The organism is Klebsiella sp. NPDC088457, assembly GCF_044900465.1.
Lineage (GTDB): Bacteria > Pseudomonadota > Gammaproteobacteria > Enterobacterales > Enterobacteriaceae > Klebsiella.
The window spans coordinates 41,540-64,829 of sequence record NZ_JBJDNH010000034.1 but is presented as its reverse complement, the minus strand read 5'-3'; the positions used below and the strand labels follow the sequence as shown (position 1 = coordinate 64,829).

At 60.5% G+C, this 23,290-nt stretch carries 21 protein-coding genes; 16 read left to right on the top strand and 5 right to left on the bottom strand.

The window, feature by feature from the left end; all coding sequences use genetic code 11:
- The first annotated feature begins 11 nt into the window (after nt 1–11).
- The 6 genes from nuoI to nuoN all read left to right on the top strand — a co-directional run bounded on the left by nuoI (nt 12) and on the right by nuoN (nt 6,401).
- Nucleotides 12–554, top strand: coding sequence for an NADH-quinone oxidoreductase subunit NuoI (gene nuoI / locus ACI2JR_RS20080; protein ID WP_004865092.1), 543 nt, complete (start codon nt 12–14; stop codon nt 552–554).
- 10 nt (nt 555–564) lie between these two features.
- A complete protein-coding gene (nuoJ, locus tag ACI2JR_RS20075; protein WP_132725646.1) occupies nt 565–1,119 on the top strand; it encodes an NADH-quinone oxidoreductase subunit J in 555 nt (184 codons plus the stop codon).
- On the top strand, nt 1,116–1,418 hold the full coding sequence (gene nuoK, locus ACI2JR_RS20070; RefSeq protein ID WP_004865088.1) for an NADH-quinone oxidoreductase subunit NuoK: 303 nt from the start codon (nt 1,116–1,118) through the stop codon (nt 1,416–1,418). The genes nuoJ and nuoK overlap by 4 nt, the downstream gene beginning before the upstream one ends.
- Nucleotides 1,415–3,256 (top strand): NADH-quinone oxidoreductase subunit L, encoded by a 1,842-nt coding sequence (nuoL, locus tag ACI2JR_RS20065; protein ID WP_462479306.1) that lies wholly within the window; start codon nt 1,415–1,417, stop codon nt 3,254–3,256. Before nuoK ends, nuoL begins: the two co-directional genes overlap by 4 nt.
- 151 nt (nt 3,257–3,407) lie before the next feature.
- Complete coding sequence (gene nuoM, locus ACI2JR_RS20060) at nt 3,408–4,937, top strand: NADH-quinone oxidoreductase subunit M (RefSeq protein ID WP_132725640.1); 1,530 nt, start codon at nt 3,408–3,410, stop codon at nt 4,935–4,937.
- Between the two features lie 6 nt (nt 4,938–4,943).
- On the top strand, nt 4,944–6,401 hold the full coding sequence (gene nuoN, locus ACI2JR_RS20055) for an NADH-quinone oxidoreductase subunit NuoN (protein WP_004865083.1): 1,458 nt from the start codon (nt 4,944–4,946) through the stop codon (nt 6,399–6,401).
- Between the two features lie 108 nt (nt 6,402–6,509).
- Here the strand turns inward: nuoN and rnz are convergent, their stop codons facing one another.
- Entirely contained in the window at nt 6,510–7,430 is a 921-nt protein-coding gene (gene rnz, locus ACI2JR_RS20050; protein ID WP_132725638.1) for a ribonuclease Z, read from the bottom strand.
- Between the two features lie 53 nt (nt 7,431–7,483).
- Here rnz and ACI2JR_RS20045 point away from each other — a divergent pair, with 53 nt between their 5' ends.
- The 7 genes from ACI2JR_RS20045 (at nt 7,484) to menE (ending at nt 15,049) form a co-directional block, all read left to right on the top strand.
- On the top strand, nt 7,484–7,945 hold the full coding sequence (locus tag ACI2JR_RS20045; RefSeq protein ID WP_132725635.1) for a GNAT family N-acetyltransferase: 462 nt from the start codon (nt 7,484–7,486) through the stop codon (nt 7,943–7,945).
- A gap of 103 nt (nt 7,946–8,048) precedes the next feature.
- Nucleotides 8,049–9,344 (top strand): isochorismate synthase MenF, encoded by a 1,296-nt coding sequence (gene menF / locus ACI2JR_RS20040; RefSeq protein ID WP_462479305.1) that lies wholly within the window; start codon nt 8,049–8,051, stop codon nt 9,342–9,344.
- A gap of 72 nt (nt 9,345–9,416) precedes the next feature.
- A complete protein-coding gene (gene menD / locus ACI2JR_RS20035) occupies nt 9,417–11,087 on the top strand; it encodes a 2-succinyl-5-enolpyruvyl-6-hydroxy-3-cyclohexene-1-carboxylic-acid synthase (protein ID WP_462479304.1) in 1,671 nt (556 codons plus the stop codon).
- On the top strand, nt 11,084–11,842 hold the full coding sequence (menH, locus tag ACI2JR_RS20030) for a 2-succinyl-6-hydroxy-2,4-cyclohexadiene-1-carboxylate synthase (protein WP_132725626.1): 759 nt from the start codon (nt 11,084–11,086) through the stop codon (nt 11,840–11,842). The genes menD and menH overlap by 4 nt, the downstream gene beginning before the upstream one ends.
- Before the next feature lie 14 nt (nt 11,843–11,856).
- Nucleotides 11,857–12,714, top strand: coding sequence for a 1,4-dihydroxy-2-naphthoyl-CoA synthase (menB, locus tag ACI2JR_RS20025; RefSeq protein ID WP_132725623.1), 858 nt, complete (start codon nt 11,857–11,859; stop codon nt 12,712–12,714).
- Nucleotides 12,714–13,679, top strand: coding sequence for an o-succinylbenzoate synthase (gene menC, locus ACI2JR_RS20020; RefSeq protein ID WP_462479303.1), 966 nt, complete (start codon nt 12,714–12,716; stop codon nt 13,677–13,679). Before menB ends, menC begins: the two co-directional genes overlap by 1 nt.
- Nucleotides 13,676–15,049, top strand: a complete 1,374-nt coding sequence (gene menE / locus ACI2JR_RS20015) for an o-succinylbenzoate--CoA ligase (RefSeq protein ID WP_462479302.1) — start codon at nt 13,676–13,678, stop codon at nt 15,047–15,049. Before menC ends, menE begins: the two co-directional genes overlap by 4 nt.
- 9 nt (nt 15,050–15,058) lie before the next feature.
- On the opposite strand, the gene nudI is transcribed toward menE, so the two are convergent.
- Complete coding sequence (gene nudI / locus ACI2JR_RS20010) at nt 15,059–15,484, bottom strand: nucleoside triphosphatase NudI (protein WP_462479301.1); 426 nt, start codon at nt 15,482–15,484, stop codon at nt 15,059–15,061.
- Between the two features lie 229 nt (nt 15,485–15,713).
- Here nudI and ACI2JR_RS20005 point away from each other — a divergent pair, with 229 nt between their 5' ends.
- Nucleotides 15,714–16,256 (top strand): YfaZ family outer membrane protein, encoded by a 543-nt coding sequence (locus ACI2JR_RS20005; RefSeq protein ID WP_132725612.1) that lies wholly within the window; start codon nt 15,714–15,716, stop codon nt 16,254–16,256.
- Between the two features lie 145 nt (nt 16,257–16,401).
- Nucleotides 16,402–17,601 carry a nicotinamide mononucleotide deamidase-related protein YfaY gene (locus ACI2JR_RS20000; RefSeq protein WP_132725609.1) on the top strand — a complete coding sequence of 400 codons (1,200 nt, stop codon included), beginning with the start codon at nt 16,402–16,404 and terminating at the stop codon, nt 17,599–17,601.
- 7 nt (nt 17,602–17,608) lie between these two features.
- Here ACI2JR_RS20000 and glpC read toward each other — a convergent pair whose 3' ends face one another.
- Genes glpC through glpA form a run of 3 tightly spaced genes read right to left on the bottom strand, consistent with a single transcriptional unit; the run spans nt 17,609 to nt 21,664 of the window.
- A complete protein-coding gene (gene glpC / locus ACI2JR_RS19995) occupies nt 17,609–18,796 on the bottom strand; it encodes an anaerobic glycerol-3-phosphate dehydrogenase subunit GlpC (RefSeq protein WP_462479298.1) in 1,188 nt (395 codons plus the stop codon).
- Nucleotides 18,793–20,052 (bottom strand): glycerol-3-phosphate dehydrogenase subunit GlpB, encoded by a 1,260-nt coding sequence (gene glpB, locus ACI2JR_RS19990; protein WP_462479297.1) that lies wholly within the window; start codon nt 20,050–20,052, stop codon nt 18,793–18,795. Before glpB ends, glpC begins: the two co-directional genes overlap by 4 nt.
- Entirely contained in the window at nt 20,042–21,664 is a 1,623-nt protein-coding gene (glpA, locus tag ACI2JR_RS19985) for an anaerobic glycerol-3-phosphate dehydrogenase subunit A (protein ID WP_462479296.1), read from the bottom strand. The genes glpB and glpA overlap by 11 nt, the downstream gene beginning before the upstream one ends.
- Nucleotides 21,665–21,934: 270 nt before the next feature.
- Between glpA and glpT the strand changes: the two genes are divergently transcribed.
- Nucleotides 21,935–23,281 (top strand): glycerol-3-phosphate transporter, encoded by a 1,347-nt coding sequence (gene glpT, locus ACI2JR_RS19980; protein WP_132725599.1) that lies wholly within the window; start codon nt 21,935–21,937, stop codon nt 23,279–23,281.
- Nucleotides 23,282–23,290 lie beyond the last annotated feature (9 nt).

The window sequence follows — 23,290 nt, the reverse complement described above, 5'->3', positions numbered from 1 at the left end:
GTGAATTGACCATGACCTTAAAAGAATTATTGGTGGGGTTCGGCACCCAGGTCCGCAGTATCTGGATGATCGGGATGCACGCCTTCGCCAAACGTGAAACTCAGATGTACCCGGAAGAGCCGGTATATCTGCCGCCGCGCTATCGTGGCCGTATCGTGCTGACGCGCGACCCGGACGGTGAAGAGCGCTGCGTTGCCTGTAACCTGTGTGCGGTAGCGTGTCCGGTAGGCTGTATCTCTTTGCAAAAAGCAGAGACCAAAGACGGCCGCTGGTACCCGGAGTTTTTCCGTATCAACTTCTCGCGCTGCATTTTCTGCGGTCTGTGTGAAGAAGCGTGCCCGACCACGGCGATTCAGTTGACCCCGGACTTCGAACTGGGCGAATACAAACGTCAGGACCTGGTGTACGAAAAAGAGGATCTGCTGATTTCCGGTCCGGGCAAATACCCGGAATATAACTTCTACCGGATGGCGGGTATGGCAATCGACGGCAAAGATAAGGGCGAAGCAGAGAACGAAGCTAAGCCTATCGACGTCAAGAGCCTGTTACCGTAAGGAGAGGGCAATGGAATTCGCTTTTTATATCTGTGGCCTTATCGCCATCCTCGCGACCCTGCGGGTGATCACCCACACCAATCCGGTACATGCCTTGCTGTACCTGATCATTTCGCTGTTAGCGATTGCCGGGGTGTTCTTTTCGCTGGGCGCCTACTTCGCCGGGGCGCTGGAAATCATCGTTTACGCCGGGGCCATCATGGTGCTGTTCGTGTTTGTGGTGATGATGCTCAACCTGGGCGGCAGCGAAATCGAACAGGAACGCAAATGGCTGCAGCCGGGGATCTGGATTGGCCCGGCGATTCTGTCCGCGGTACTGCTGGTGGTTATCGTTTACGCCATCCTCGGTCTTAACGATCAGGGCATCGATGGCGCGGCGATAAGCGCGAAAGAAGTGGGTATTGCGCTGTTTGGCCCGTACGTACTGGCGGTGGAGCTGGCCTCCATGCTGCTGCTGGCCGGTCTGGTTGTCGCCTTCCACATCGGCCGCGAAGAGCGCGTCGGTGAGGTGCTGAGCAACCGCCAGGGCGATAGCGACAAAAGAAAAACGGAGGAACACGCATGATCCCCTTAACACATGGACTGATCCTCGCCGCGATCCTGTTTGTTCTCGGTTTGACGGGTCTGGTGATCCGTCGCAATCTGCTGTTTATGCTGATTAGCCTGGAGATCATGATCAACGCCGCGGCGCTGGCTTTCGTGGTTGCCGGCAGCTACTGGGGCCAGACCGACGGTCAGATAATGTATATCCTCGCCATCAGCCTCGCGGCTGCGGAAGCGAGTATCGGCCTGGCGCTGTTGCTGCAGCTCCATCGTCGCCGCCAGAACCTGAACATCGATTCAGTAAGTGAGTTGCGTGGATGAACATGCTTGCCTTAACCATTCTTCTGCCATTGATTGGCTTTGTCCTGCTGGCATTCTCCCGTGGCCGCTGGTCGGAAAACCTCTCCGCCACCGTGGGGATGGGGTCAGTCGGCCTGGCGGCGCTGGTGACCGCGTTTGTCGGCGTCGACTTTTTTGCGAACGGCAAACAGGCGGTCAGCGTCCCGCTGTGGACCTGGATGTCGGTGGGTGATTTCAACATCGGTTTTAACCTGGTTCTGGATGGTCTTTCGCTGACCATGCTCTCCGTGGTTACCGGCGTTGGCTTCCTGATCCACATGTTCGCCTCCTGGTATATGCGTGGGGAAGAGGGCTACTCCCGCTTCTTCGCCTACACCAACCTGTTCATTGCGAGCATGGTGGTGCTGGTGCTGGCCGATAACCTGCTGTTGATGTACCTCGGCTGGGAAGGCGTGGGCCTGTGCTCCTATCTGCTGATCGGTTTCTACTATACCGATCCGAAAAACGGCGCCGCCGCAATGAAAGCGTTTGTGGTGACCCGCATCGGCGACGTGTTCCTCGCCTTTGCGCTGTTCATTCTCTACAACGAACTGGGGACGCTGAACTTCCGTGAAATGGTCGAACTGGCGCCGCAGCACTTCGAAGCCGGCAACAACATGTTGACCTGGGCGACGCTGATGCTGCTGGGTGGTGCGGTCGGTAAATCCGCGCAGCTGCCGTTGCAGACCTGGCTTGCGGATGCGATGGCGGGTCCAACGCCGGTCTCCGCGCTGATCCACGCCGCAACCATGGTGACCGCGGGCGTCTACCTGATCGCCCGTACCCACGGCCTGTTCCTGATGACCCCGGAAATTCTCCATCTGGTCGGTATTGTGGGGGCGGTGACGCTGGTGCTCGCCGGTTTCGCCGCGCTGGTGCAGACCGACATCAAACGCGTGCTCGCCTACTCGACCATGAGCCAGATTGGCTATATGTTCCTGGCGCTGGGCGTGCAGGCGTGGGATGCGGCGATTTTCCATCTGATGACCCACGCGTTCTTTAAAGCGCTGCTGTTCCTCTCCTCCGGTTCGGTTATCCTGGCCTGTCATCACGAGCAGAACATCTTCAAGATGGGCGGCCTGCGTAAGTCGATTCCGCTGGTGTACGTCTGCTTCCTGGTGGGGGGCGCGGCGCTGTCCGCCCTGCCGCTGATTACCGCAGGCTTCTTCAGTAAGGATGAAATTCTGGCCGGGGCGATGGCCAACGGTCATATCAACCTGATGGTAGCCGGCCTGGTCGGGGCGTTCATGACCTCGCTGTATACCTTCCGCATGATCTTCATCGTGTTCCACGGCAAAGAACAGATCCACGCGCATGCAGGGAAGGGGATTACCCACCATCTGCCGCTGATTGTTCTGCTGATTCTGTCGACCTTCGTTGGCGCACTGATCGTTCCGCCGCTGCAGGGCGTGCTGCCGCAGACGACCGAGCTTGAGCACGGTCGCGTGATGACGCTGGAAATCACCTCCGGGATCGTGGCTATCGCCGGCATCCTGATCGCCGCATGGCTGTGGCTGGGCAAACGCACGCTGGTGACCTCTATCGCCAACAGCGCGCCTGGCCGCTTCTTGGGCACATGGTGGTTCCATGCCTGGGGCTTCGACTGGTTATACGACAAAGTGTTCGTGAAACCATTCCTCGGCATCGCCTGGCTGCTGAAGAGCGATCCGCTGAACGCCATGATGAACATTCCGGCGATCCTTTCCCGCTTTGCAGGTAAAGGCCTGCTGCTAAGCGAGAACGGTTATTTACGCTGGTACGTGGCATCAATGAGCGTCGGAGCGGTTGTCGTACTGGCGTTGCTGATGGTACTGCGCTGAGTTTGTGGGTTGAGTGAATATCCCCGGCGGCGGTCCGCTGCCGGGTTTGTGAACCAAGAATGAATTTTAGGTAACTGCTTCTGAAGTCCGGGCGTCATCGGCGAGTGCGATAGCCTGTTCGGAAGTGAGAATATAAGGGACATACTTAGCTATGCTATTACCCTGGTTAATACTAATCCCCTTTATCGGCGGGTTTCTGTGCTGGCAGACTGAACGCTTTGGCGTGAAGGTGCCGCGCTGGATTGCGCTGATTACCATGGGACTGACGCTGGTGCTCTCTCTGCAGCTGTGGCTGCAGGGCGGTTATTCGCTGACGCAATCTGCGGGTATTCCGCAGTGGCAGTCAGAGTTCGTGATGCCGTGGATCCCACGCTTCGGTATTAGCATTCATCTGGCTATCGACGGTCTGTCGCTGCTGATGGTGGTGCTGACCGGTCTGCTCGGCGTGCTGGCAGTGCTGTGTTCGTGGCGCGAAATCGAAAAATACCAGGGCTTCTTCCACCTCAACCTGATGTGGATCCTGGGCGGCGTTATCGGCGTGTTCCTTGCCATCGACATGTTCCTGTTCTTCTTCTTCTGGGAGATGATGCTGGTGCCGATGTACTTCCTGATCGCGCTGTGGGGCCATAAGGCTTCCGACGGTAAAACGCGTATCACGGCGGCAACCAAGTTCTTCATCTATACCCAGGCGAGCGGTCTGGTGATGCTGATCGCCATTCTGGCGCTGGCCTTCGTGCACTTTAACGCCACCGGCGTGTGGACCTTCAACTATGAAGATCTGCTGAAGACCCCGATGTCCCACGGCGTCGAATACATGCTGATGCTCGGCTTCTTCATCGCCTTCGCGGTGAAAATGCCGGTGGTTCCGCTGCACGGCTGGCTGCCGGATGCCCACTCTCAGGCGCCGACCGCCGGTTCCGTTGACCTCGCCGGGATCCTGCTGAAAACGGCGGCCTACGGTCTGCTGCGTTTTGCTCTGCCGCTGTTCCCGAATGCCTCCGCCGAGTTTGCTCCTGTCGCCATGTGGCTGGGCGTTATCGGTATCTTCTACGGCGCGTGGATGGCTTTCTGCCAGTACGACATCAAACGCCTGATTGCTTACACCTCCGTGTCCCACATGGGCTTCGTGCTGATTGCTATCTATACCGGCAGCCAGCTGGCGTACCAGGGCGCGGTGATTCAGATGATTGCGCACGGTCTGTCCGCAGCCGGCCTGTTCATCCTGTGCGGCCAGCTGTATGAACGCCTGCACACCCGCGATATGCGTCAGATGGGCGGTCTGTGGAGCAAAATTAAATGGCTGCCGGCGCTGTCGATGTTCTTTGCCGTGGCGACGCTGGGGATGCCGGGTACCGGTAACTTTGTTGGCGAATTCATGATTCTGTTCGGCAGCTATAAAGTGGTGCCGCTGATTACCGTGATTTCCACCTTCGGTCTGGTCTTTGCTTCCGTCTACTCGCTGGCGATGCTGCATCGCGCGTACTTCGGCAAAGCGAAGAGCGAAATCGCGGCGCAAGAGCTGCCGGGCATGTCTCTGCGCGAGCTGTCGATTATTCTGCTGTTGGTGGTGCTGCTGGTGCTATTGGGCTTCTTCCCGCAGCCGATTCTGGACACCTCACATGCTGCGATGAGCAACATTCAGCAGTGGTTTGTTAATTCTGTTTCTACTACAAGGCCGTAATTCGCCATGACAATAACTCCACAACAACTGATCGCACTGCTACCGCTGCTGATCGTCGGCTTGACGGTGGTGGTTGTGATGCTCTCCATTGCGTGGCGACGCAATCATTTCCTTAATGCCACGCTGTCGGTTCTTGGACTTAACGCCGCGTTGATCTCGCTCTGGTTCGTGGGGCAAAACGGCGCGATGGACGTCACGCCGCTGATTCGCGTTGACGGTTACGCGATGCTCTATACCGGGCTGGTGCTGCTGGCGAGTCTGGCCACCTGTACCTTCGCGTACCCATGGCTTGAAGGTTACAAGGACAACAAAGAAGAGTTCTACCTGCTGGTGCTCATCGCCGCGCTGGGTGGCATTCTGCTGGCAGGCGCCAACCATCTGGCTGCGCTGTTCCTCGGTATCGAATTAATTTCGCTGCCGCTGTTCGGCCTTATCGGTTATGCCTTCCGCCAGAAGCGTTCGCTGGAAGCGAGTATCAAATACACCATTCTGTCTGCCGCAGCCTCTTCTTTCCTGCTGTTCGGTATGGCGCTGGTGTATGCCAACTCTGGCAACCTGTCCTTCCTGGCGCTGGGTAAAAGCCTGGCGGATAACGCCCTGCACGAGCCGCTGCTACTGGCGGGTCTGGGCCTGATGATTGTCGGCCTTGGCTTTAAGCTGTCGCTGGTGCCGTTCCACCTGTGGACGCCGGATGTTTACCAGGGCGCGCCTGCGCCGGTATCAACCTTCCTGGCGACCGCCAGCAAGATTGCCATCTTCGGCGTGGTGATGCGTCTGTTCCTGTATATGCCGGTGGGCAACAGCGAAGCGGTACGCGTGGTGCTGGGCCTGATTGCCTTTGCCTCCATTATCTTCGGTAACCTGATGGCGCTGAGCCAGACCAACATCAAGCGTCTGCTCGGTTACTCCTCCATCTCGCATCTTGGCTATCTGCTGGTGGCGCTGATCGCCCTGCAGAGCGGTGAAATGTCGATGGAAGCGGTCGGCGTCTATCTGGCCGGTTACCTGTTCAGCAGCCTCGGCGCGTTCGGCGTGGTGAGCCTGATGTCCAGCCCGTACCGTGGCCCGGATGCCGACTCGCTGTACTCCTATCGCGGCCTGTTCTGGCACCGTCCGATTCTGTCGGCGGTAATGACGGTGATGATGCTGTCGCTGGCGGGTATCCCGATGACGCTGGGCTTTATCGGTAAGTTCTACGTCCTGGCGGTCGGTGTCCACGCGCACCTGTGGTGGCTGGTTGCCGCCGTGGTGATCGGTTCGGCGATCGGTCTGTACTACTACCTGCGCGTGGCGGTGAGTCTGTACCTGAGCGCGCCGGATAAACTGAACCGCGATGCGCCGTCGAACTGGCAGTACAGCGCGGGCGGTATCGTGGTGCTGATTTCTGCTCTGCTGGTTCTGGTGCTCGGCGTGTGGCCGCAGCCGCTGATTAGCATTGTGCAACTGGCAACGCCGCTGATGTAATCACCTGGGCCGGGGTTCACACCGCCGGTCCTGGCGCCATGCCTGCTCGTCGCGCGACGGGCAGGCATTTTTTTGCCTCGTTTCTCTGCTGTATCTCTTCCAGCCCGGCTAGCTCAGGCTGTACACCATAAAGTCTTCGGCCAGCAGCGTCCGGGGAAAAACCTCCCGACACTCCGCCAGCAGGCGCCGGCAGCCTTCAGCGTCATAGCGCGAACTAAAATGGGTAGCGATAAACATACTGACGCCGGCATCGCGGGCCAGCGCCGCTGCCTGCTGGCTCGACGAATGGCCGCGGCTATTGGCTTTTTCCGCCATCGCCTGCTCCAGCGTCGTCTCATGAATCATGACGTCAACGTCGCGCGCCAGTTCAAACGCCGTCTCGCAAGGGGCGGTATCGCCAAAAATCGCCAGTTTTTTGCCGGGCGTCGCCGGGCCAAGATAGCGCTTCCCGTCGATCGTCCGGCCATCTTCCAGGGTGATGGTTTCTCCCTGTTTCAGGCGTTGAAACAGCGGCCCCGGCGGCACGCCGTCGGCAATCAGCCGGGCCGCATCGAGGGTGCCGGGTTTATCGTGCTGCTCAATGCGATAGCCGTAGCATTCCACCGGATGCGCCAGCGGCCAGGCGCTGACCCGATATCCCTGTTCATCGAACACCAGTCCTGGGCCGATTTCGACGATAGACAGCGGGTAATCGGTCCATGAACCGCTGAGGCGCAGCGCGGTCTCGACGAACTCTTTCAGTCCCGCTGGCCCATACAGCGTCAGCGGCAGCGAGTTTCCCTGCATGGAGCGGCTGCACAGCAGGCCGGGGAGACCGAACAGATGGTCGCCGTGCAGGTGGGTGATAAAAATTTTATTCAGTTTACCGGGGTGATATGGGGTATGCAGAAACTGATGCTGGGTGCCTTCCCCACAGTCGAACAGCCACATCTCCGCCGCCGTCGGCTGTTGCAAATTCAGCACGATAGACGTCATATTACGCGTACGGGTAGGCACGCCTGCGGATGTCCCCAAAAATGTTAATTCCATCGTCCAGTGTCCTCAGGGCGCGGGTGAAAAAACAGAGTATACAGGAGCAGTTAATGATTACATGGCAGGATCTTCATCACGGTGAGCTGACCGTTACGCAGCTATACGCTTTCCTGAAACTGCGTTGCGAAGTGTTTGTTGTCGAGCAAACCTGCCCCTACCTGGATATCGACGGCGATGATCTGGTCGGTGAAAACCGCCATCTTCTCGGCTGGCGCGGGGATGAGCTGGTGGCCTATGCGCGCATTTTGAAAAGCGCTGAAGATATTGAACCGGTGGTGATTGGTCGGGTCATCGTCAGCCCGGCGGTGCGCGGTGAAAAGCTGGGGTATCAATTGATGGAGCATGCGCTGGCCAGCTGTCAGCGGCATTGGCCGGATAAGGCTATCTACCTCGGCGCTCAGGCGCACCTGCAGGGATTCTATGGCCGCTTCGGTTTTCAGCCGGTGACGGATATTTATGATGAAGATGGCATTGCCCATATTGGTATGGCCCGCGAAGCGGCGGTGAATTAAGCGACTTCGCCTCCCCGCTTAAAGCCCTCTCCCTCATCATGGGTACTGCTATTTCCGGGTAGTACCCCGTATAATGTGTGGTTTTTAATGCGTGGAGGTTTGCGTGCTGTCTGTTTCCACTGCGCTCGAACGCTTACATGGCTGTCTGGCTGAGGATTTTCCGCCGTCTTGCGGCACGCGAATTTTCGCTATTCCTTTCCCTCCCGATGACGCCTTTGATCCTCTGCTGTGGTGCGGTCATCAGGCGCATTGGCCGCAGTTTTACTGGCGGCAGCGGCAGGGGGATGAAGAGCTTGCCGCGCTCGGCGCGGCCAGGACGTTCGCTTCGCTGACGGAAGCCCATCGCTTTTTGCAACATCACGGGCGCGAGGATTTGCGCATTTGCGGCCTTAATGCGTTTGATCCGCAGCAGGGGAGCTTACTCCTGCCGAGGCTGGAATGGCGCCGCGTCGGCGATCGGGCAAGCCTGCGCCTGGTGCTGTGCAGCGAGACGTCGCTGCGTGAAGATGCCGCCGCGGCCCGCGAATTTCTCCGTACCTTAACGCCTGAACAGTCGCAGCCGGCGGCGCTGCCGGCGATGGTCGGCGAGCGGCATTTTCCACCCTATCCGCAGTGGCGCGGGCTGGTTGTGCAGGCGACCCGGGCGATTGCCGCCGGGGAGTTGGATAAAGTGGTGCTGGCGCGGGCGACGGATGTGCGGTTTGCCGGACCACTCGATCCGCGGGCGATCGTGGCCGCCAGCCGTCGCAGCAACCGCCGCTGTTTTCATTTTATGATGGCCTTTAACCCGCAGCAGGCCTTTTTAGGCTCCACGCCGGAACGGCTGTGGCGGCGGGATGGAACCTTGCTGCGTACTGAAGCGCTGGCGGGAACCGTGGCCAGCCATAGCGACGATCGGCAGGCGCAGCGCCTGGCCGACTGGCTGATGAAAGACGATAAGAACCAGCGTGAAAATCGGTTGGTGGTGGAGGATATCTGCCAGCGGCTGCGGGATGACGTCCGTGCGCTGGACGTGCTGCCGCCGCAGGTGGTGCGGCTGCGCAAGGTGCAGCACCTGCGCCGATGCATCCGGGGCGAGCTGTATCAGCCGGATGATGCGCGCTGCCTGCATCAGCTGCAGCCCACCGCGGCCGTTGCCGGGTTACCGCGCCGGGCGGCGCTGGATTTTATTACCCGTCATGAACCCTTCACCCGGGAATGGTACGCCGGTTCCGCCGGCTATCTGTCGCTGGCGCAAAGCGAGTTCTGCGTGGCTCTGCGTTCGGCGAAAATCGACAACGAGACGCTCAGGCTGTATGCCGGTGCCGGTATTGTCAGCGGTTCCGATCCTGAACAGGAGTGGCAGGAGATTGAGAATAAAGCGGCCGGGCTACGCTCGTTGTTACTGACAAAAACGTAGATGATGCATATCAAAACTCCATCACTATGTATTACCTATACTTAGCCTCAATATTTGATACCGGACAATTTCATGTCAGTAAGCGCATTTAACCGACGCTGGGCGGCGGTGATCCTCGAAGCATTAACCCGCCACGGCGTGCAGCATATCTGCATTGCGCCGGGCTCGCGCTCGACACCCTTAACGCTGGCAGCGGCGGAAAACCGCGCATTGATTCCCCATACTCATTTTGACGAACGCGGTCTTGGTCATCTGGCGCTGGGGCTGGCGAAAGCCAGCAGGCAGCCGGTGGCGGTGATTGTCACCTCCGGTACGGCGACGGCCAATCTCTATCCGGCCTTGATTGAGGCGGGGCTCACCGGGGAAAAGCTGATCCTGCTGACCGCCGATCGTCCCCCTGAGCTGATTGACTGCGGGGCTAACCAGGCGATTCGCCAGCCGGGGATGTTCGCCTCCCATCCGTCGCAGACCCTCGCGTTGCCGCGCCCGTCGCAGGAGGTACCCGCGCGCTGGCTGGTATCGGCGATTGACCAGGCGCTGGGGGCGCTGCATTCCGGCGGCGTCCATATTAACTGTCCGTTTGCCGAGCCTCTGTACGGCGAGGTGGATGATACCGGCGTGGCCTGGCAGCAGCAGCTTGGCGAGTGGTGGCACAGCGATAAGCCCTGGCTGAGCCAGTCGCTGCATCTGGAAAGTGAAAAACAGCGCGACTGGTTTTTCTGGCGGCAGAAGCGCGGGGTGGTGGTGGCCGGGCGCATGAGCGCCGCCGAAGGTAAAAAGGCAGCGGAGTGGGCGAAAACCCTCGGCTGGCCGCTGATTGGCGATGTCCTTTCCCAAACCGGACAGCCGCTGCCGTGTGCCGATCTGTGGCTGGCCAACGGCAAGGCGGTCAGCGAACTGCAACAGGCGCAAATCGTGGTCCAGCTGGGCAGCAGCCTGACCGGCAAGCGCGTGCTGCAGTGGCAGGCAACCTGCGAAGCGGATGAATACTGGATAGTGGATCATTTACCCGGGCGCCTGGATCCGGCGCATCACCGCGGCCGCCGTCTGGTTTGCCCGGTGGATCGCTGGCTGGACCTGCACCCGGCGGAAAACCGCCAGCCCTGGGCGACGGCGATCCCGGTCCTGGCGAAACAGGCCTGGCAGGCGGCGGTCGCTTGTAGCGAAACCTTCGGCGAAGCCCAGCTGGCCCAGCGGATCAGTCGCTATCTGCCGGAACAAGGACAGCTGTTTGTCGGCAACAGCCTGGTGGTGCGCTTAATCGATGCCCTGTCGCAGCTTCCGGCGGGTTACCCGGTCTACAGCAACCGCGGCGCCAGCGGTATTGATGGCCTGCTGGCGACCGCCGCGGGCGTCCAGCGGGCTAATGCGCGCCCGCTGCTGGCGATCGTCGGCGATCTTTCCGCGCTCTACGATCTGAACTCCCTGGCGCTGCTGCGTCAGGCCTCCGCGCCGCTGGTGCTGATCGTCGTGAACAACAACGGCGGACAGATCTTCTCTCTGCTGCCGACGCCGCAGGAACAGCGGCGGCAGTTTTATCTGATGCCGCAGGATGTCCATTTCCGCCACGCCGCGGCGATGTTTGATCTTGCTTATCATCGCCCGACGAACTGGGATGAGCTGGAGGCGGCGTTAGCCGGTGCCTGGCGCCTGCCGGGGGCGACGCTGATCGAGCTGGTGGTTAACGAAACCGAGGGGACGCATACCCTGCAGCAGCTGCTGGCTCAGGTCAGCCGGCTATGACGCTGCATGCCGCGAGTGAAAAGGGGCGGCCGGGCTATCCCTGGCTGGTCTTTTTGCACGGCTTTTCCGGCGATCGTCGGGAATGGCAAGCGGTCGGCGACGCGTTCGCGGCGTATCCGCGCCTCTATATCGACCTGCCGGGTCATGGCGCTTCGCGCGATGTTGAGGTCAGCGGATTCGCCGATGTCTGCCTGCGGTTGCAGGAAACCCTCGCGGACTATCGCATACGCGACTATTGGTTGATTGGCTACTCCCTCGGTGGACGGGTTGCGATGGTTTTTGCCAGCGAGCCGCGCCAGGGGCTGCGCGGCCTGGTGGTGGAGGGCGCTCATCCTGGATTGCAGGATGACGACCAGCGTTTGCTGCGCCGTCGCGCCGATGCCGGGTGGGCGGCGCGTTTTCGCCGCGAGCCGCTCTCCGCGGTCTTTGCCGACTGGTATCAACAGCCGGTTTTCGCCTCCCTCAGCCCGCAGCAGCGGGAGACGCTCATTGCGTTGCGCAGCCGCAATGACGGCGCCAATCTGGCTGCGATGCTGGAGGCGACGTCATTGGCCTCGCAGCCCGATCTCCGCGCGTCATTGCGCGCTTGCCGCTACCCTTTTCATTATCTTTGCGGCGAACATGATGACAAATTTCGCGCGATTGCACGCGATCTTGCCGCGACGCGACATCTTATTCAGCATGCCGGGCATAACGCGCATCGGGAAAATCCCACGGCGGTGGTGTCGTGTCTGGCACAGTTTTTAGCGAGTTAACCAAAGGACATTCTATGATTTCTCTTGATGAAGCAATACTCTACGCCCCTGTGGAATGGCAGGATTGCTCCGAAGGCTATACCGATATTCGTTACCAGAAATCGACGGATGGGATTGCTAAAATCACCATTAACCGTCCGCAGGTGCGCAACGCCTTCCGCCCGCTGACGGTGAAAGAGATGATCCAGGCGCTGTCTGACGCCCGCTATGATGACAATATCGGCGTCATCATCCTGACCGGCGAAGGCGATAAGGCCTTCTGCGCCGGCGGCGACCAGAAAGTGCGCGGCGATTACGGCGGTTATCAGGATGATTCCGGCGTTCATCATCTCAACGTGCTCGACTTCCAGCGTCAAATCCGTACCTGTCCGAAACCGGTCGTGGCGATGGTGGCGGGCTTCTCTATCGGCGGCGGCCACGTGCTGCATATGATGTGCGATCTGACGATTGCCGCAGAGAATGCCATTTTCGGCCAGACCGGCCCGAAAGTGGGTTCGTTCGACGGCGGCTGGGGCGCATCCTATATGGCACGCATCGTCGGGCAGAAAAAAGCGCGTGAAATCTGGTTCCTGTGCCGTCAGTACGATGCGCAGCAGGCGCTGGATATGGGGCTGGTCAACACCGTCGTCCCGCTGGCGGATCTGGAAAAAGAGACCGTGCGCTGGTGTCGTGAAATGCTGCAAAACAGCCCGATGGCGCTGCGTTGCCTGAAGGCGGCGCTAAACGCCGACTGCGATGGTCAGGCGGGGCTGCAGGAGCTGGCGGGCAATGCCACCATGCTATTCTACATGACCGAAGAGGGTCAGGAAGGACGTAACGCCTTTAACCAGAAACGTCAGCCGGACTTCAGCAAATTTAAACGGAATCCATAATGCGTCAGGCGCAGGTATACCGCTGGCAGGTCCCGATGGACGCGGGTGTGGTCCTGCGTGAACGGCGGCTAAAAACTCGCGACGGGCTGTTCATCCACCTGCAGGAGGGCGAGCGCCAGGGATGGGGGGAAGTTTCTCCTCTGCCGGGATTCAGCCCGGAGACGCTGGAACAGGCGCAGTCCGCGCTGCTGGCGTGGGCTACGGCCTGGCGGCAAGGCGAACAGCCGCCTTATCCGGTTCCACCTTCGGCGGCCTTCGGCGTTAGCTGCGCGCTGGCGGAACTGCGCGATGAGCTGCCGCAGAGCGCGGATTATCGCGCGGCGCCGCTGTGTACCGGCGACCCGGATGAACTGTTTGCCAGGCTGGCGGCGATGCCCGGCGAGAAGGTGGCAAAGGTTAAGGTCGGTCTGTATGAGGCGGTGCGCGACGGGATGGTGGTGAACCTGCTGCTGGAAGCCATACCTGAGCTGTCGCTGCGCCTTGATGCCAACCGCGCCTGGACGCCGCTCAAAGCGCAGCAGTTTGCGAAATACGTCAATCCGCAATACCGCGAGCGCATCGCCTTCCTTGAGGAGCCGTGCAAAAGCCGCGACGATTCCCGGGCCTTCGCCAGAGAGACCGGTATCGCGATTGCCTGGGATGAGAGTCTGCGTGAAGCGGATTTTCGCTTTCAGGCCGAGCCGGGGCTGAAAGCGCTAGTGATTAAGCCGACCCTGACCGGTAGCCTGCAAAAAGTGCAGGAACAGGTCGCGGCGGCCCACGCGCTGGGGCTGACGGCGGTGATCAGCTCGTCGATTGAATCGAGCCTGGGTCTGACACAGCTGGCGCGGATTGCCGCATGGCTGACGCCGCAGACTATCCCCGGCCTCGATACCCTGGCGCTGATGCGTGCGCAGCTGATTCGCCCATGGCCGGACAGCACGTTGCCCTGCCTGAAGAGCGATACCCTGGAGCCGCTGTTGTGATATTCAGCGACTGGCCGTGGCGCCACTGGCGCCAGCAGCGTGGCGCTGCCCCTGCGCTGCGCCTGAACGACGACGTTCTGAACTGGCGACAGCTGTGTGCCAGAGTGGATGCGCTGGCCGCCGGGTTCTGCGCTCAGGGGGTGAGCGCGGGGGAGGGGGTGCTGCTGCGGGCCTACAATCAGCCGTCAACCCTGCTGGCATGGCTGGCGCTGCTTCAGTGCGGCGCGCGGGTCTTGCCGCTGAATCCACAGCTGCCGTCTTCCCTGCTGACGGCGCTGTTACCCACCCTCGATCTCCGCTACGCCCTGGAACTGAACGGCGAGCCGCTGGCGCGGGATTATCAGCCGCTGACGCTACATCGCGCTACGGGTGAACATGCGGCAGCCTGGTGCGCAGAGCGTCTGGCGTCGATGACGCTGACCTCTGGTTCCACCGGCCTGCCGAAAGCCGCCGTCCACAGCTGTCGTGCGCATCTGGCCAGCGCGCAGGGGGTTCTGGCGATGATGCCGTTGGCGCCTGAGGATGACTGGCTGCTGTCGCTGCCGCTGTTTCATGTCTCCGGGCAGGGCATCGTCTGGCGCTGGCTGCTGGCCGGAGCGCGCCTGACGGTACGGGAAAAACAGCCGCTGGAGCAGGCGTTACGGGGCTGCAGCCATGCTTCGCTGGTGCCGACGCAGCTGTGGCGGTTGCTCAACAGCGCGGCGGAGATCTCGTTGCAAGCGGTGCTGCTGGGCGGCGCGGCGATTCCCGTAGCGCTTACCGAACAGGCCCGCGAACGCGGGATCCGCTGCTGGTGCGGCTACGGCCTGACGGAGTTCGCCTCGACGGTGTGCGGAAAAGCGGCCGACGGCGCGCCGGATGTCGGGCGGCCGCTGCCGGGGCGAGCGCTGAAAGTTGTCGCGGGCGAAGTCTGGCTGCGTGCCGACAGCATGGCGGCGGGCTACTGGCGTGACGGCGGCGTTCAGCCGCTGGTGAACGAGCAGGGCTGGTTTGCCACCCGCGATCGCGGTGAGCTGCGCGACGGTAAACTGACGATCCTCGGGCGGATGGATAATCTCTTTTTCAGCGGCGGCGAAGGTATTCAGCCTGAAGAGGTGGAGCGGGTGATTGTGAACCATCCGCAGGTGCAGCAGGTGTTTATCGTCCCGCTGGCCGATCGCGAGTTTGGTCAACGCCCGGTGGCGGTGGTGGAGTGCGATGCGCAGTGCGACATCGCCAGTTTAGCGGCCTGGGCGGAGGATAAGCTGGCGCGCTTTCAGCAGCCGGTTCGCTGGTTGACGCTACCTGAAAGGTTGAAAACCGGCGGAATTAAAATCTCCCGCCGGGCGTTAAGTGAATGGGTCAATGCCACGTTGCGCGCGGCGGATTAGCCGACGCAGTCACAGCAGGCCCTTCAGGGTTAAGGTCTGACGGGTGGCGACATTCAGGTCATAACGCGATAAATCCTCGGGGCTAACCCAGGCATACTCCTGAAACTCTTCATTAATGGTGACGTCGCGATTGGCGCTGATGCAGTCGAAAATCAGGTAGATCATATAAATCTCTTCCCGGCGGCCGTCGGCATAGGTTTTGACCCGAATATCGTCTCTGAAGGTCCACGGGGTGATGCTCGTTAGCTGCAGGGCTTCCCCCAGCTCCTCGCGAACCTCCCGACGCAGCGCCGCCTCAATGCGCTCGCCAGGCTCCACGCCGCCGCCGGAAAGCGCCCACTGTCCGGGGAATACGCCGCGATCGTCGGCCATTTTGCACAGCAGGTAGTGGCCTTCGTTTTGAATCAGCGGGCAGACAATAGTCCTTTGACGCATGGTTATCTCCTTGAGTTGACGATCGACAAAATGTTCAGGAGAACCAGTTTGCGAGCCGCCTCGTTAAACTGCAAGCATCATTGCCACCCTCTGTGTCAGAACATTCGTAGCAACTGTTTACAATCACGCGAATAAAGGTCGTTTTAGTGCATTGATTCCTCAGCATTCGGCAGTACAATTCTGCGGTTTTTGGGACTTTTTTGATTCTTGTTTTCTGGATAGAGTAAAAATGAAAAAGAGCATGTTTTTAGGCCTGGCGGGCATGATGCTGGTCTCGACGGCGGCCAACGCGATCGGCGTGACCGGGCAGGTGGGCGAGCACTACACCAACCTTGGCGTCGGTTTTGGTACCGAATCAACCGGGCTGGCGGTCACCGGCAACTGGATGCACAGCGATAATGACGGTGATGCGGCAGGCTTAGGCCTCGGCCTGAATGTCCCGCTGGGTCCGTTCCTGGCTACGGTCGGCGGGAAGGGGGTTTATACCAACCCGAAGAGCGGCGATGAAGGTTACGCGGCGGCAGTCGGCGGCGGCCTGCAGTGGAAAATTGGCGACAGTTTCCGCCTGTTCGGCGAATACTATTATTCTCCGGACTCGCTCTCCAGCGGTATCCAGAGCTATCAGGAAGCCAATGCCGGCGCGAGCTGGACAATCATGCGTCCTCTGAGCATTCAAGCGGGCTATCGCTATCTGACCCTCGAAGGAAAAGACGGCAACAAAGACAATACGATCGCAGACGGCCCGTACGTCGGCGTCAGCGCCAGCTTCTGATCCTACCATGGCGCGGCCTGTCCGCGCCGTATCCTGCCCGCGCCGTCCGTACCACATCATTCCGGATGCATTAAGCTCGCCAACAACGAGGCAGCCGCGCGGATGACGTGTATAGTATTCCCACCTGGCAGGCAAGGAGTGAAAAATGTTAAATGTGGAAATGCTGTCCACCGGCGATGAAGTACTGCACGGACAAATTGTTGATACCAACGCCGCGTGGCTGGCAGATTTCTTTTTCAATCAGGGGTTACCGTTAACGCGCCGCAATACCGTCGGCGACGATCTTGACGCCCTGGTGGCGGTTTTACGCGAGCGTAGCGAGCAGGCGGATGTGCTGATCGTTAACGGCGGCCTGGGGCCGACCAGCGACGATCTGAGCGCGCTGGCCGCGGCGACCGCCAAGGGGGAAGGGCTGGTTCTGCACGCCGGATGGCTGGAGACGATGACCCGCTTCTTCGCTGAACGCGGGCGGCCGATGGCAGCAAGCAACCGCAAGCAGGCGGAAATCCCCGCCAGCGCGGAGATGATCAACAATCCGGTTGGCACGGCCTGCGGTTTTGCCGTGCAGCTCAATCGTTGCCTGATGTTTTTCACCCCCGGCGTACCGTCGGAATTTAAAGTGATGGTGGAGCAGGAGATTTTACCGCGTCTCCGCCAGCGCTTCCCGCTGTCTGCGCCGCCGTTGTGCCTGCGTCTGACCACCTTTGGCCGTTCGGAAAGCGAGCTGGCGCAAAGCCTCGAGCCGTTAGCGTTACCTCCCGGCGTGGTGATGGGCTACCGGTCTTCGATGCCAATTATTGAGCTGAAGCTCACCGGCCCGGATTCACAGCGGGAAGCGATGCTGGCGCTGTGGCCAGAAGTGAAAAAGGTGGCGGGGGAGAGCCTGATCTTTGAGGGCACCGAAGGGCTGCCGGCGCAGATCGCCCGTCGTTTACAGGAGCGTCAGCTGAGCCTGACGCTAAGCGAACAGTTTACCGGTGGTCTGCTGGCGCTCCAGCTTTCGCGGGCTAACGCGCCGCTGCTGGCAAGCGAAGTGGTGCCCTCCCAGGAAGAGTCGCTGGCCCAGTCGGCCCGCTGGACGGCGGAACGGCGGGTCAACCATTTCGCCGGCCTGGCGCTGGCGGTCAGCGGCCAGGAGGCCGATTTCCTGAACTTTGTGCTGTCGACGCCGCAGGGGACCCATGCGCTACGGGTTAAATTCAGCGTGACCCGCCATAGCGTAGCGGTTCGCCAGGAAGTCTGCGCGATGATGGCCCTCAACATGCTGCGCCGCTGGCTGAACGGCCAGCCGGTAGCCGGTGAACACGGGTGGATTAACGTCGTGGATACCTTGTTCATCGACTGATCTTTCCTCAGGCAGGCGCATCCAGCGCCTGCGCCAGTAAGGTGATCGGGTGTTCACAGCGTTTGCTGGTGGACATCTCGATTTGCCACTTGCAGGTTTCACAATCGGTGACCACAAGGTCGGCCCCGCTCTCCTCAATCTGGCGAAACAGCGGGGCGCCAATCGCCTGCGAAGAGGGATAATTCTCCGATTTAAAACCGTAGGTGCCGGCAATGCCGCAGCACTGTGAATCCAGCACCTCCAGCTGTAAGCCCGGGATCTGCCGCAGCAGTTCGAGGGTATACAGCGACCAGCCCATTTTCTCCATATGACACGGCGTGTGATAGACCACCTTAAGCGGCAGCGACCGTAGCGGCAGGGGGCGCCCGGCATCCAGCTGGCGCCAGATCCAGCGCGTCGCCAGTTCGACCCGATCGCGAATATCGCCGTTGTCGACGTCCAGCAGGTGCGGGTATTCATCCCGCAGGGTAAAGGTACAGGTCGATGAGGTGGCCACGATCGGCAGCGGCTTCTCCCGCATGGCGGCGACGTTGCTGAGCGCCTGCCTGCGGGCTTTGGCAAAAAAGCCGTTGGCGATGAGCGGCACGCCGCAGCATTTTTCTTTGCTTAACAGCTGCACGCCGGTACCCATAGCGTTAAGGACGCGGATCAGATCGTGACCGAGCTGCGGATGGTTGTAGTTGACGTAACAGCCGTGAAAGAACGCCACCTGTTCGCTGAACTGCGCCTGGCGGTCCGCCTGCTGACGGTACGCCCGGGGAAAAGTGCCGAAGCCATATTTCGGCAGGCTGCGGCGATGGTCAATCTTTAGCGTCGCATCCAGCAGCCGGCGCACCGGTTTGAGTCCCGTCGCGGCGTTGACCAGCGGAGCAAACGGCGTAGAAAGGGTACCCATCAGGTCGGTATGGCTGAGGATGGCATCGCGCAGCGTCGGCTTTTGCTGACTGTACTGCGCCCGTGCCCGCTGAATAATGTCGCCGATTTTGACGTCGGAGGGGCAGGCCACTTCGCAGCGCTTGCAGTTAATACAATATTTTAAGGCTTCGTCGTACAGCGCCCCGTCTTTCAGCCGCAGACGTTCGCCATCCGGCCCCGCCTGTTTCGGGCCGGGGTAGCGGGGATTGACCCGGCTGACCGGACAGGCGGTCGTACAGACGGTACATTTAATACAGCTCTCAAAGCGGGTATCGTTCATCGCGCGCCTCCGGCAAGGTCATTGATCTGTTTTGCGACGTGCAGCGCCGTCACCGCGCAAACGCCGCCGCCGCACCCCAGCTGAATGGCATCAAAACCGCCCAACAGCGAACCGATGGCAAACAGATTGCCCAGCGGCTGGCCGTGTAGCAGTGGACGCAGCCGCGCATCGGTTTTCAGACCAAAGCTCTGCCAGGGCTGCGAGGCGAAGAAGTCGCGTTGATACCAGCTCTCCCGCGGGGAGGTCTGCTGGAGATCGAGGCCGAGAATCGGTTCCCGCACCCGCTCTTTGTCGGCAATCAGGCCATTGCTGAAAAAACTGCCGCTGGCCAGGACCGCGAAGCGCGGGCGCAGCGCAACATCCCCGTGCTGACGGGTCCAGATGGCGGTGACCGCGCCATCCTGATGACCGATTTGCGTCACCTCGTCGCCCGCCAGCCAGGTTCCCCCGCCGCGGATAAAACGGCGCTGGAGCTGGTGGTGCAGACGCATGCCCGGCACCGAAGGCGGTAGCGTCGGCACCAGGCGCAGCGTACAGGGCAGCTGCGCCTGTAACCACGCGTATAGCGCACCGTCATTGAGGCCGAAACAGGCGGGCATGATCAGTAAATCGTACGCCAGCGCCAGCGGGCGTAATGCGGCGAGAAGGGAGGGCCAGTGGCGCTCTTCGTCGAGCATTCGGGCAATATTCGCGGCGCGAAATTCACTCGGGTTATCCCGCAGGATGTCCAGCAGCGGCAGGTCGATCTCCTCTGCCGTGGCGTTGACGCCTTGCTGATGGAGCGAGGCGGCGGCCAGATGCGGCTGGAAGTCGGCGAAACCGCTGATCCCGATCACGCCCACCCGGCCGGTGGTTAACGGGGCCACCGGCACTTCCTGCGGGGAAAGCCATGTCGGGCGCAGAGTGCCTAACGGCGTGACGCGCCAATGCGGCTGGTGCGCAGCGCCGTGCATCCGGATCCCGCTGGCCGCCAGCAGCGCTTCGGTTTGCGCGGCGTAGGCCATCACCAGGTCGGCGCCCAGCGTTGCGTAGGGATGAGCGGGAAGCTGCTCTGCCAGACGGGCGATCCCGTGGGCCACGTCGGTGACGACTTCGCCATCGGGAAGGGCGCAGAGCAGGTCCAGCGATGCGGAGGAGAAGTGCAGCGCGCTCTGGCCCCGGCTAACGATCGCGCAGCGCAGGCCGTGCTGGTTGAGACTCAGGCCGCAAAGCAGGCCGGCCAGCCCGCCGCCGATAATAACGCAATCAAATTTCATCCTGATGCTCCTTCTGCAGTCCGCACAGCCCGAGGTAGACCCAGCGGGTGAATTCGCTTTCGCGTAACGCATCGCCCCAGGCGACGGGCTGTACACCCCTCCAGCGTTCGTTGAGAAAGGCGGAAAGCTGGGTCAGCGACTGCGCCGGCGTGGTGATATTGAAGCGTTGTAGCAGCCCGGCCGCGCGGCAGGCGCACAGCTCCCCCTGGCAGGTACCCATTCCGATCCGCGTGCGGCGGCGCAAATCGAGCAGGCTGTTGACCGCTAAGTTTTCGACCGCGTACTGCACTTCCCCGGCGGTGACCATTTCGCATTCGCAGATCAGGCTGCGATGCTGGCGGGTATCCCCCAGCCAGGCGGGAGTCCGGTCGCCGTGGCGATAGATGGCGGAACCGCGCAGCGGGGCGGACAGGGAGATGATTTTTTTCACCGTGGTTTCGCTGGCTTCCTGTGAGCCCGGTAGCGGGATATCGGCGGTGGTACAGGGGGCGCCGTTGCCCAGTTTGCGACAGACGGCATCCGTCGCCCACTCCGCCATCAGACGGTAGGTCATCAGCTTGCCGCCGGTGATGGTGAGAAAACCCTCCATTCCGTCGCGCTCGGCGTGATCGAGCAGGACAATGCCGCGGCTGACGCTGCGTCCGCTGGGGTCATTATCGCTGGCCACCAGCGGACGCACGCCGGAATAGGCGCGGAGTACGCGGGTGCGGCCAAGTACCGGCGCCAGCTTTTCACCTTCCCGCAGCAGGATGTCGACTTCGGCGGCGGTGACCCGATTGTCGTCTATCTCGGCGTAGGGAATATGCTCAGAGGTGGTGCCAATCAGCGAAATGGTATCCCCGGGCACCAGAATATCGGCGTCGGCGGGTTTACGGCAGCGGTTGATCACCTGGCGATTAATACGATGGTCGAGGATCAGCAGCGAGCCTTTGGCCGGAAACATCGCAACGCGCAGATCGGCATATTCCGCGATCCGCTGGCCCCAGATCCCGGCGGCATTAACCACCATGCTGGCGCGCAGCGCGCGCGTTTCGCGTCGTTGATGATCGTAAAACTGTACGCCGCAAACGCGATCCGCGTGGCGGATCAGCGCGGTAATTTCGCAGCCGGTGAGAATGGTGGCGCCATGCTCGCGGGCGTCGAGCATGTTGGCGGCGGTGAGACGAAACGGGTCGATGGTGCCATCGGGAACCTGAACGGCGCCGAGCAGAGCCGGATTAACGGTCGGCTCAATGCGCAGCGCTTCCGCTGGCGACAGCTGGCGGGTCTCGATACCGGCCTGCTGACAGGCGCTGATAAAGGTCTGCTGCCAGGCCAGGTCGTCCTCGGGAAGGGTGATAAACAGTCCGTTAGTGGGTTCAATACAGTGGCGGGCGATGCGGCGCAGGATGCGGTTTTCACTGATGCATTCCCGGGCCGATTCGCCATCGGTTACGGCATAGCGCGCGCCGCTGTGCAACAGCCCATGATTGCGCCCGGTCGCCCCGGTGGCGATATCGTGGCGTTCCACTAACGTTACGCGCAGCCCGCGAAGCGCACAGTCGCGCGCGATCCCTGCGCCGGTTGCGCCGCCGCCAATGATGATGACATCACATTCACCGCTATCGGCCATCTTCAAGTCCCTCTATGTTCGTTTTGCGCCATTTAGCCATACAAACAGTGTGTGTTGTTTGATTTCGAGCATATTCGCGCGTTATTCGAGCGTGTTATGTGATTTCATGCTCACAATGGAATTTTTTGTCATATTTTTGTAACAAAACGTGCGATATTTCACAGTATCTGAGCCGGGCTTTGCCTACCATCCCGCAGCATCAGAAGTGGGTGATTAGATTAGATTTTTCTTATCGGTATCAGTAGAAAAGAAATGGCCACGGAGGCTGCTATGTTAACTATTTTTAAACCTGCGCCACATAAAGCGCGTTTGCCAGAGGCGGAAATCGACCCGCTATATCGCCGTCTGCGCTGGCAAATTTTTATCGGCATCTTCTTCGGATATGCCGCTTACTATCTGGTTCGTAAGAACTTTGCTTTGGCCATGCCCTACCTGGTTGAGCAAGGGTTTTCGCGCGGCGATCTCGGTTTCGCGCTCTCGGGTATTTCCATCGCCTATGGATTTTCGAAATTCATCATGGGGTCGGTATCCGATCGTTCGAATCCGCGCATTTTCCTGCCGGCAGGGTTGATCCTGGCCGCGCTGGTGATGCTGGTGATGGGGTTCGTGCCCTGGGCGACCTCCAGCATTATGGTGATGTTTGTTCTGCTGTTCCTGTGCGGCTGGTTCCAGGGGATGGGCTGGCCGCCGTGCGGCCGGACGATGGTGCACTGGTGGTCGCAGAAAGAGCGCGGCGGTATTGTCTCGGTGTGGAACTGCGCGCATAACGTTGGCGGCGGGATCCCGCCGCTGCTGTTCCTGCTGGGGATGGCCTGGTTTAACGACTGGCACGCGGCGCTGTATATGCCGGCTTTCGGCGCCATTCTGCTGGCGGTGTTTGCCTTTGCCATGATGCGTGATACCCCGCAGTCCTGCGGCCTGCCGCCGATTGAAGAGTACAAGAACGACTACCCGGACGATTACAGCGAAAAGCATGAAGAGGAGCTGACCGCCAGCCAGATCTTTAAGCAGTATATTCTGCCGAACAAGCTGCTGTGGTATATCGCCGTGGCGAACGTCTTTGTCTATCTGTTGCGCTACGGCATTCTCGACTGGTCGCCGACCTATCTGAAAGAGGTGAAGCACTTCGCGCTGGATAAATCCTCCTGGACCTACTTCTTATATGAGTATGCGGGTATTCCGGGAACGCTGATTTGCGGCTGGATGTCGGATAAGGTGTTTAAGGGGAATCGCGGGGCGACCGGGGTCTTCTTTATGACGTTGGTGACCATTGCGACCGTGGTTTACTGGCTTAACCCGCCGGGCAACCCGGGCATCGACATGACCTGTATGATCGTCATCGGCTTCCTGATTTATGGCCCAGTGATGCTGATTGGTCTGCACGCCCTGGAGCTGGCGCCGAAGAAAGCCGCCGGCACCGCCGCGGGCTTTACCGGTCTGTTTGGCTACCTCGGCGGTTCCGTCGCCGCCAGCGCGATTGTCGGCTACACCGTCGACTTCTTCGGCTGGGATGGCGGTTTCATGGTGATGATCGGCGGTAGCGTACTGGCGGTACTGCTGCTGCTGGTGGTGATGATCGGCGAAAAACGCCATCACCAGCAACTGAAACAGTCTTAAGGAATGCGT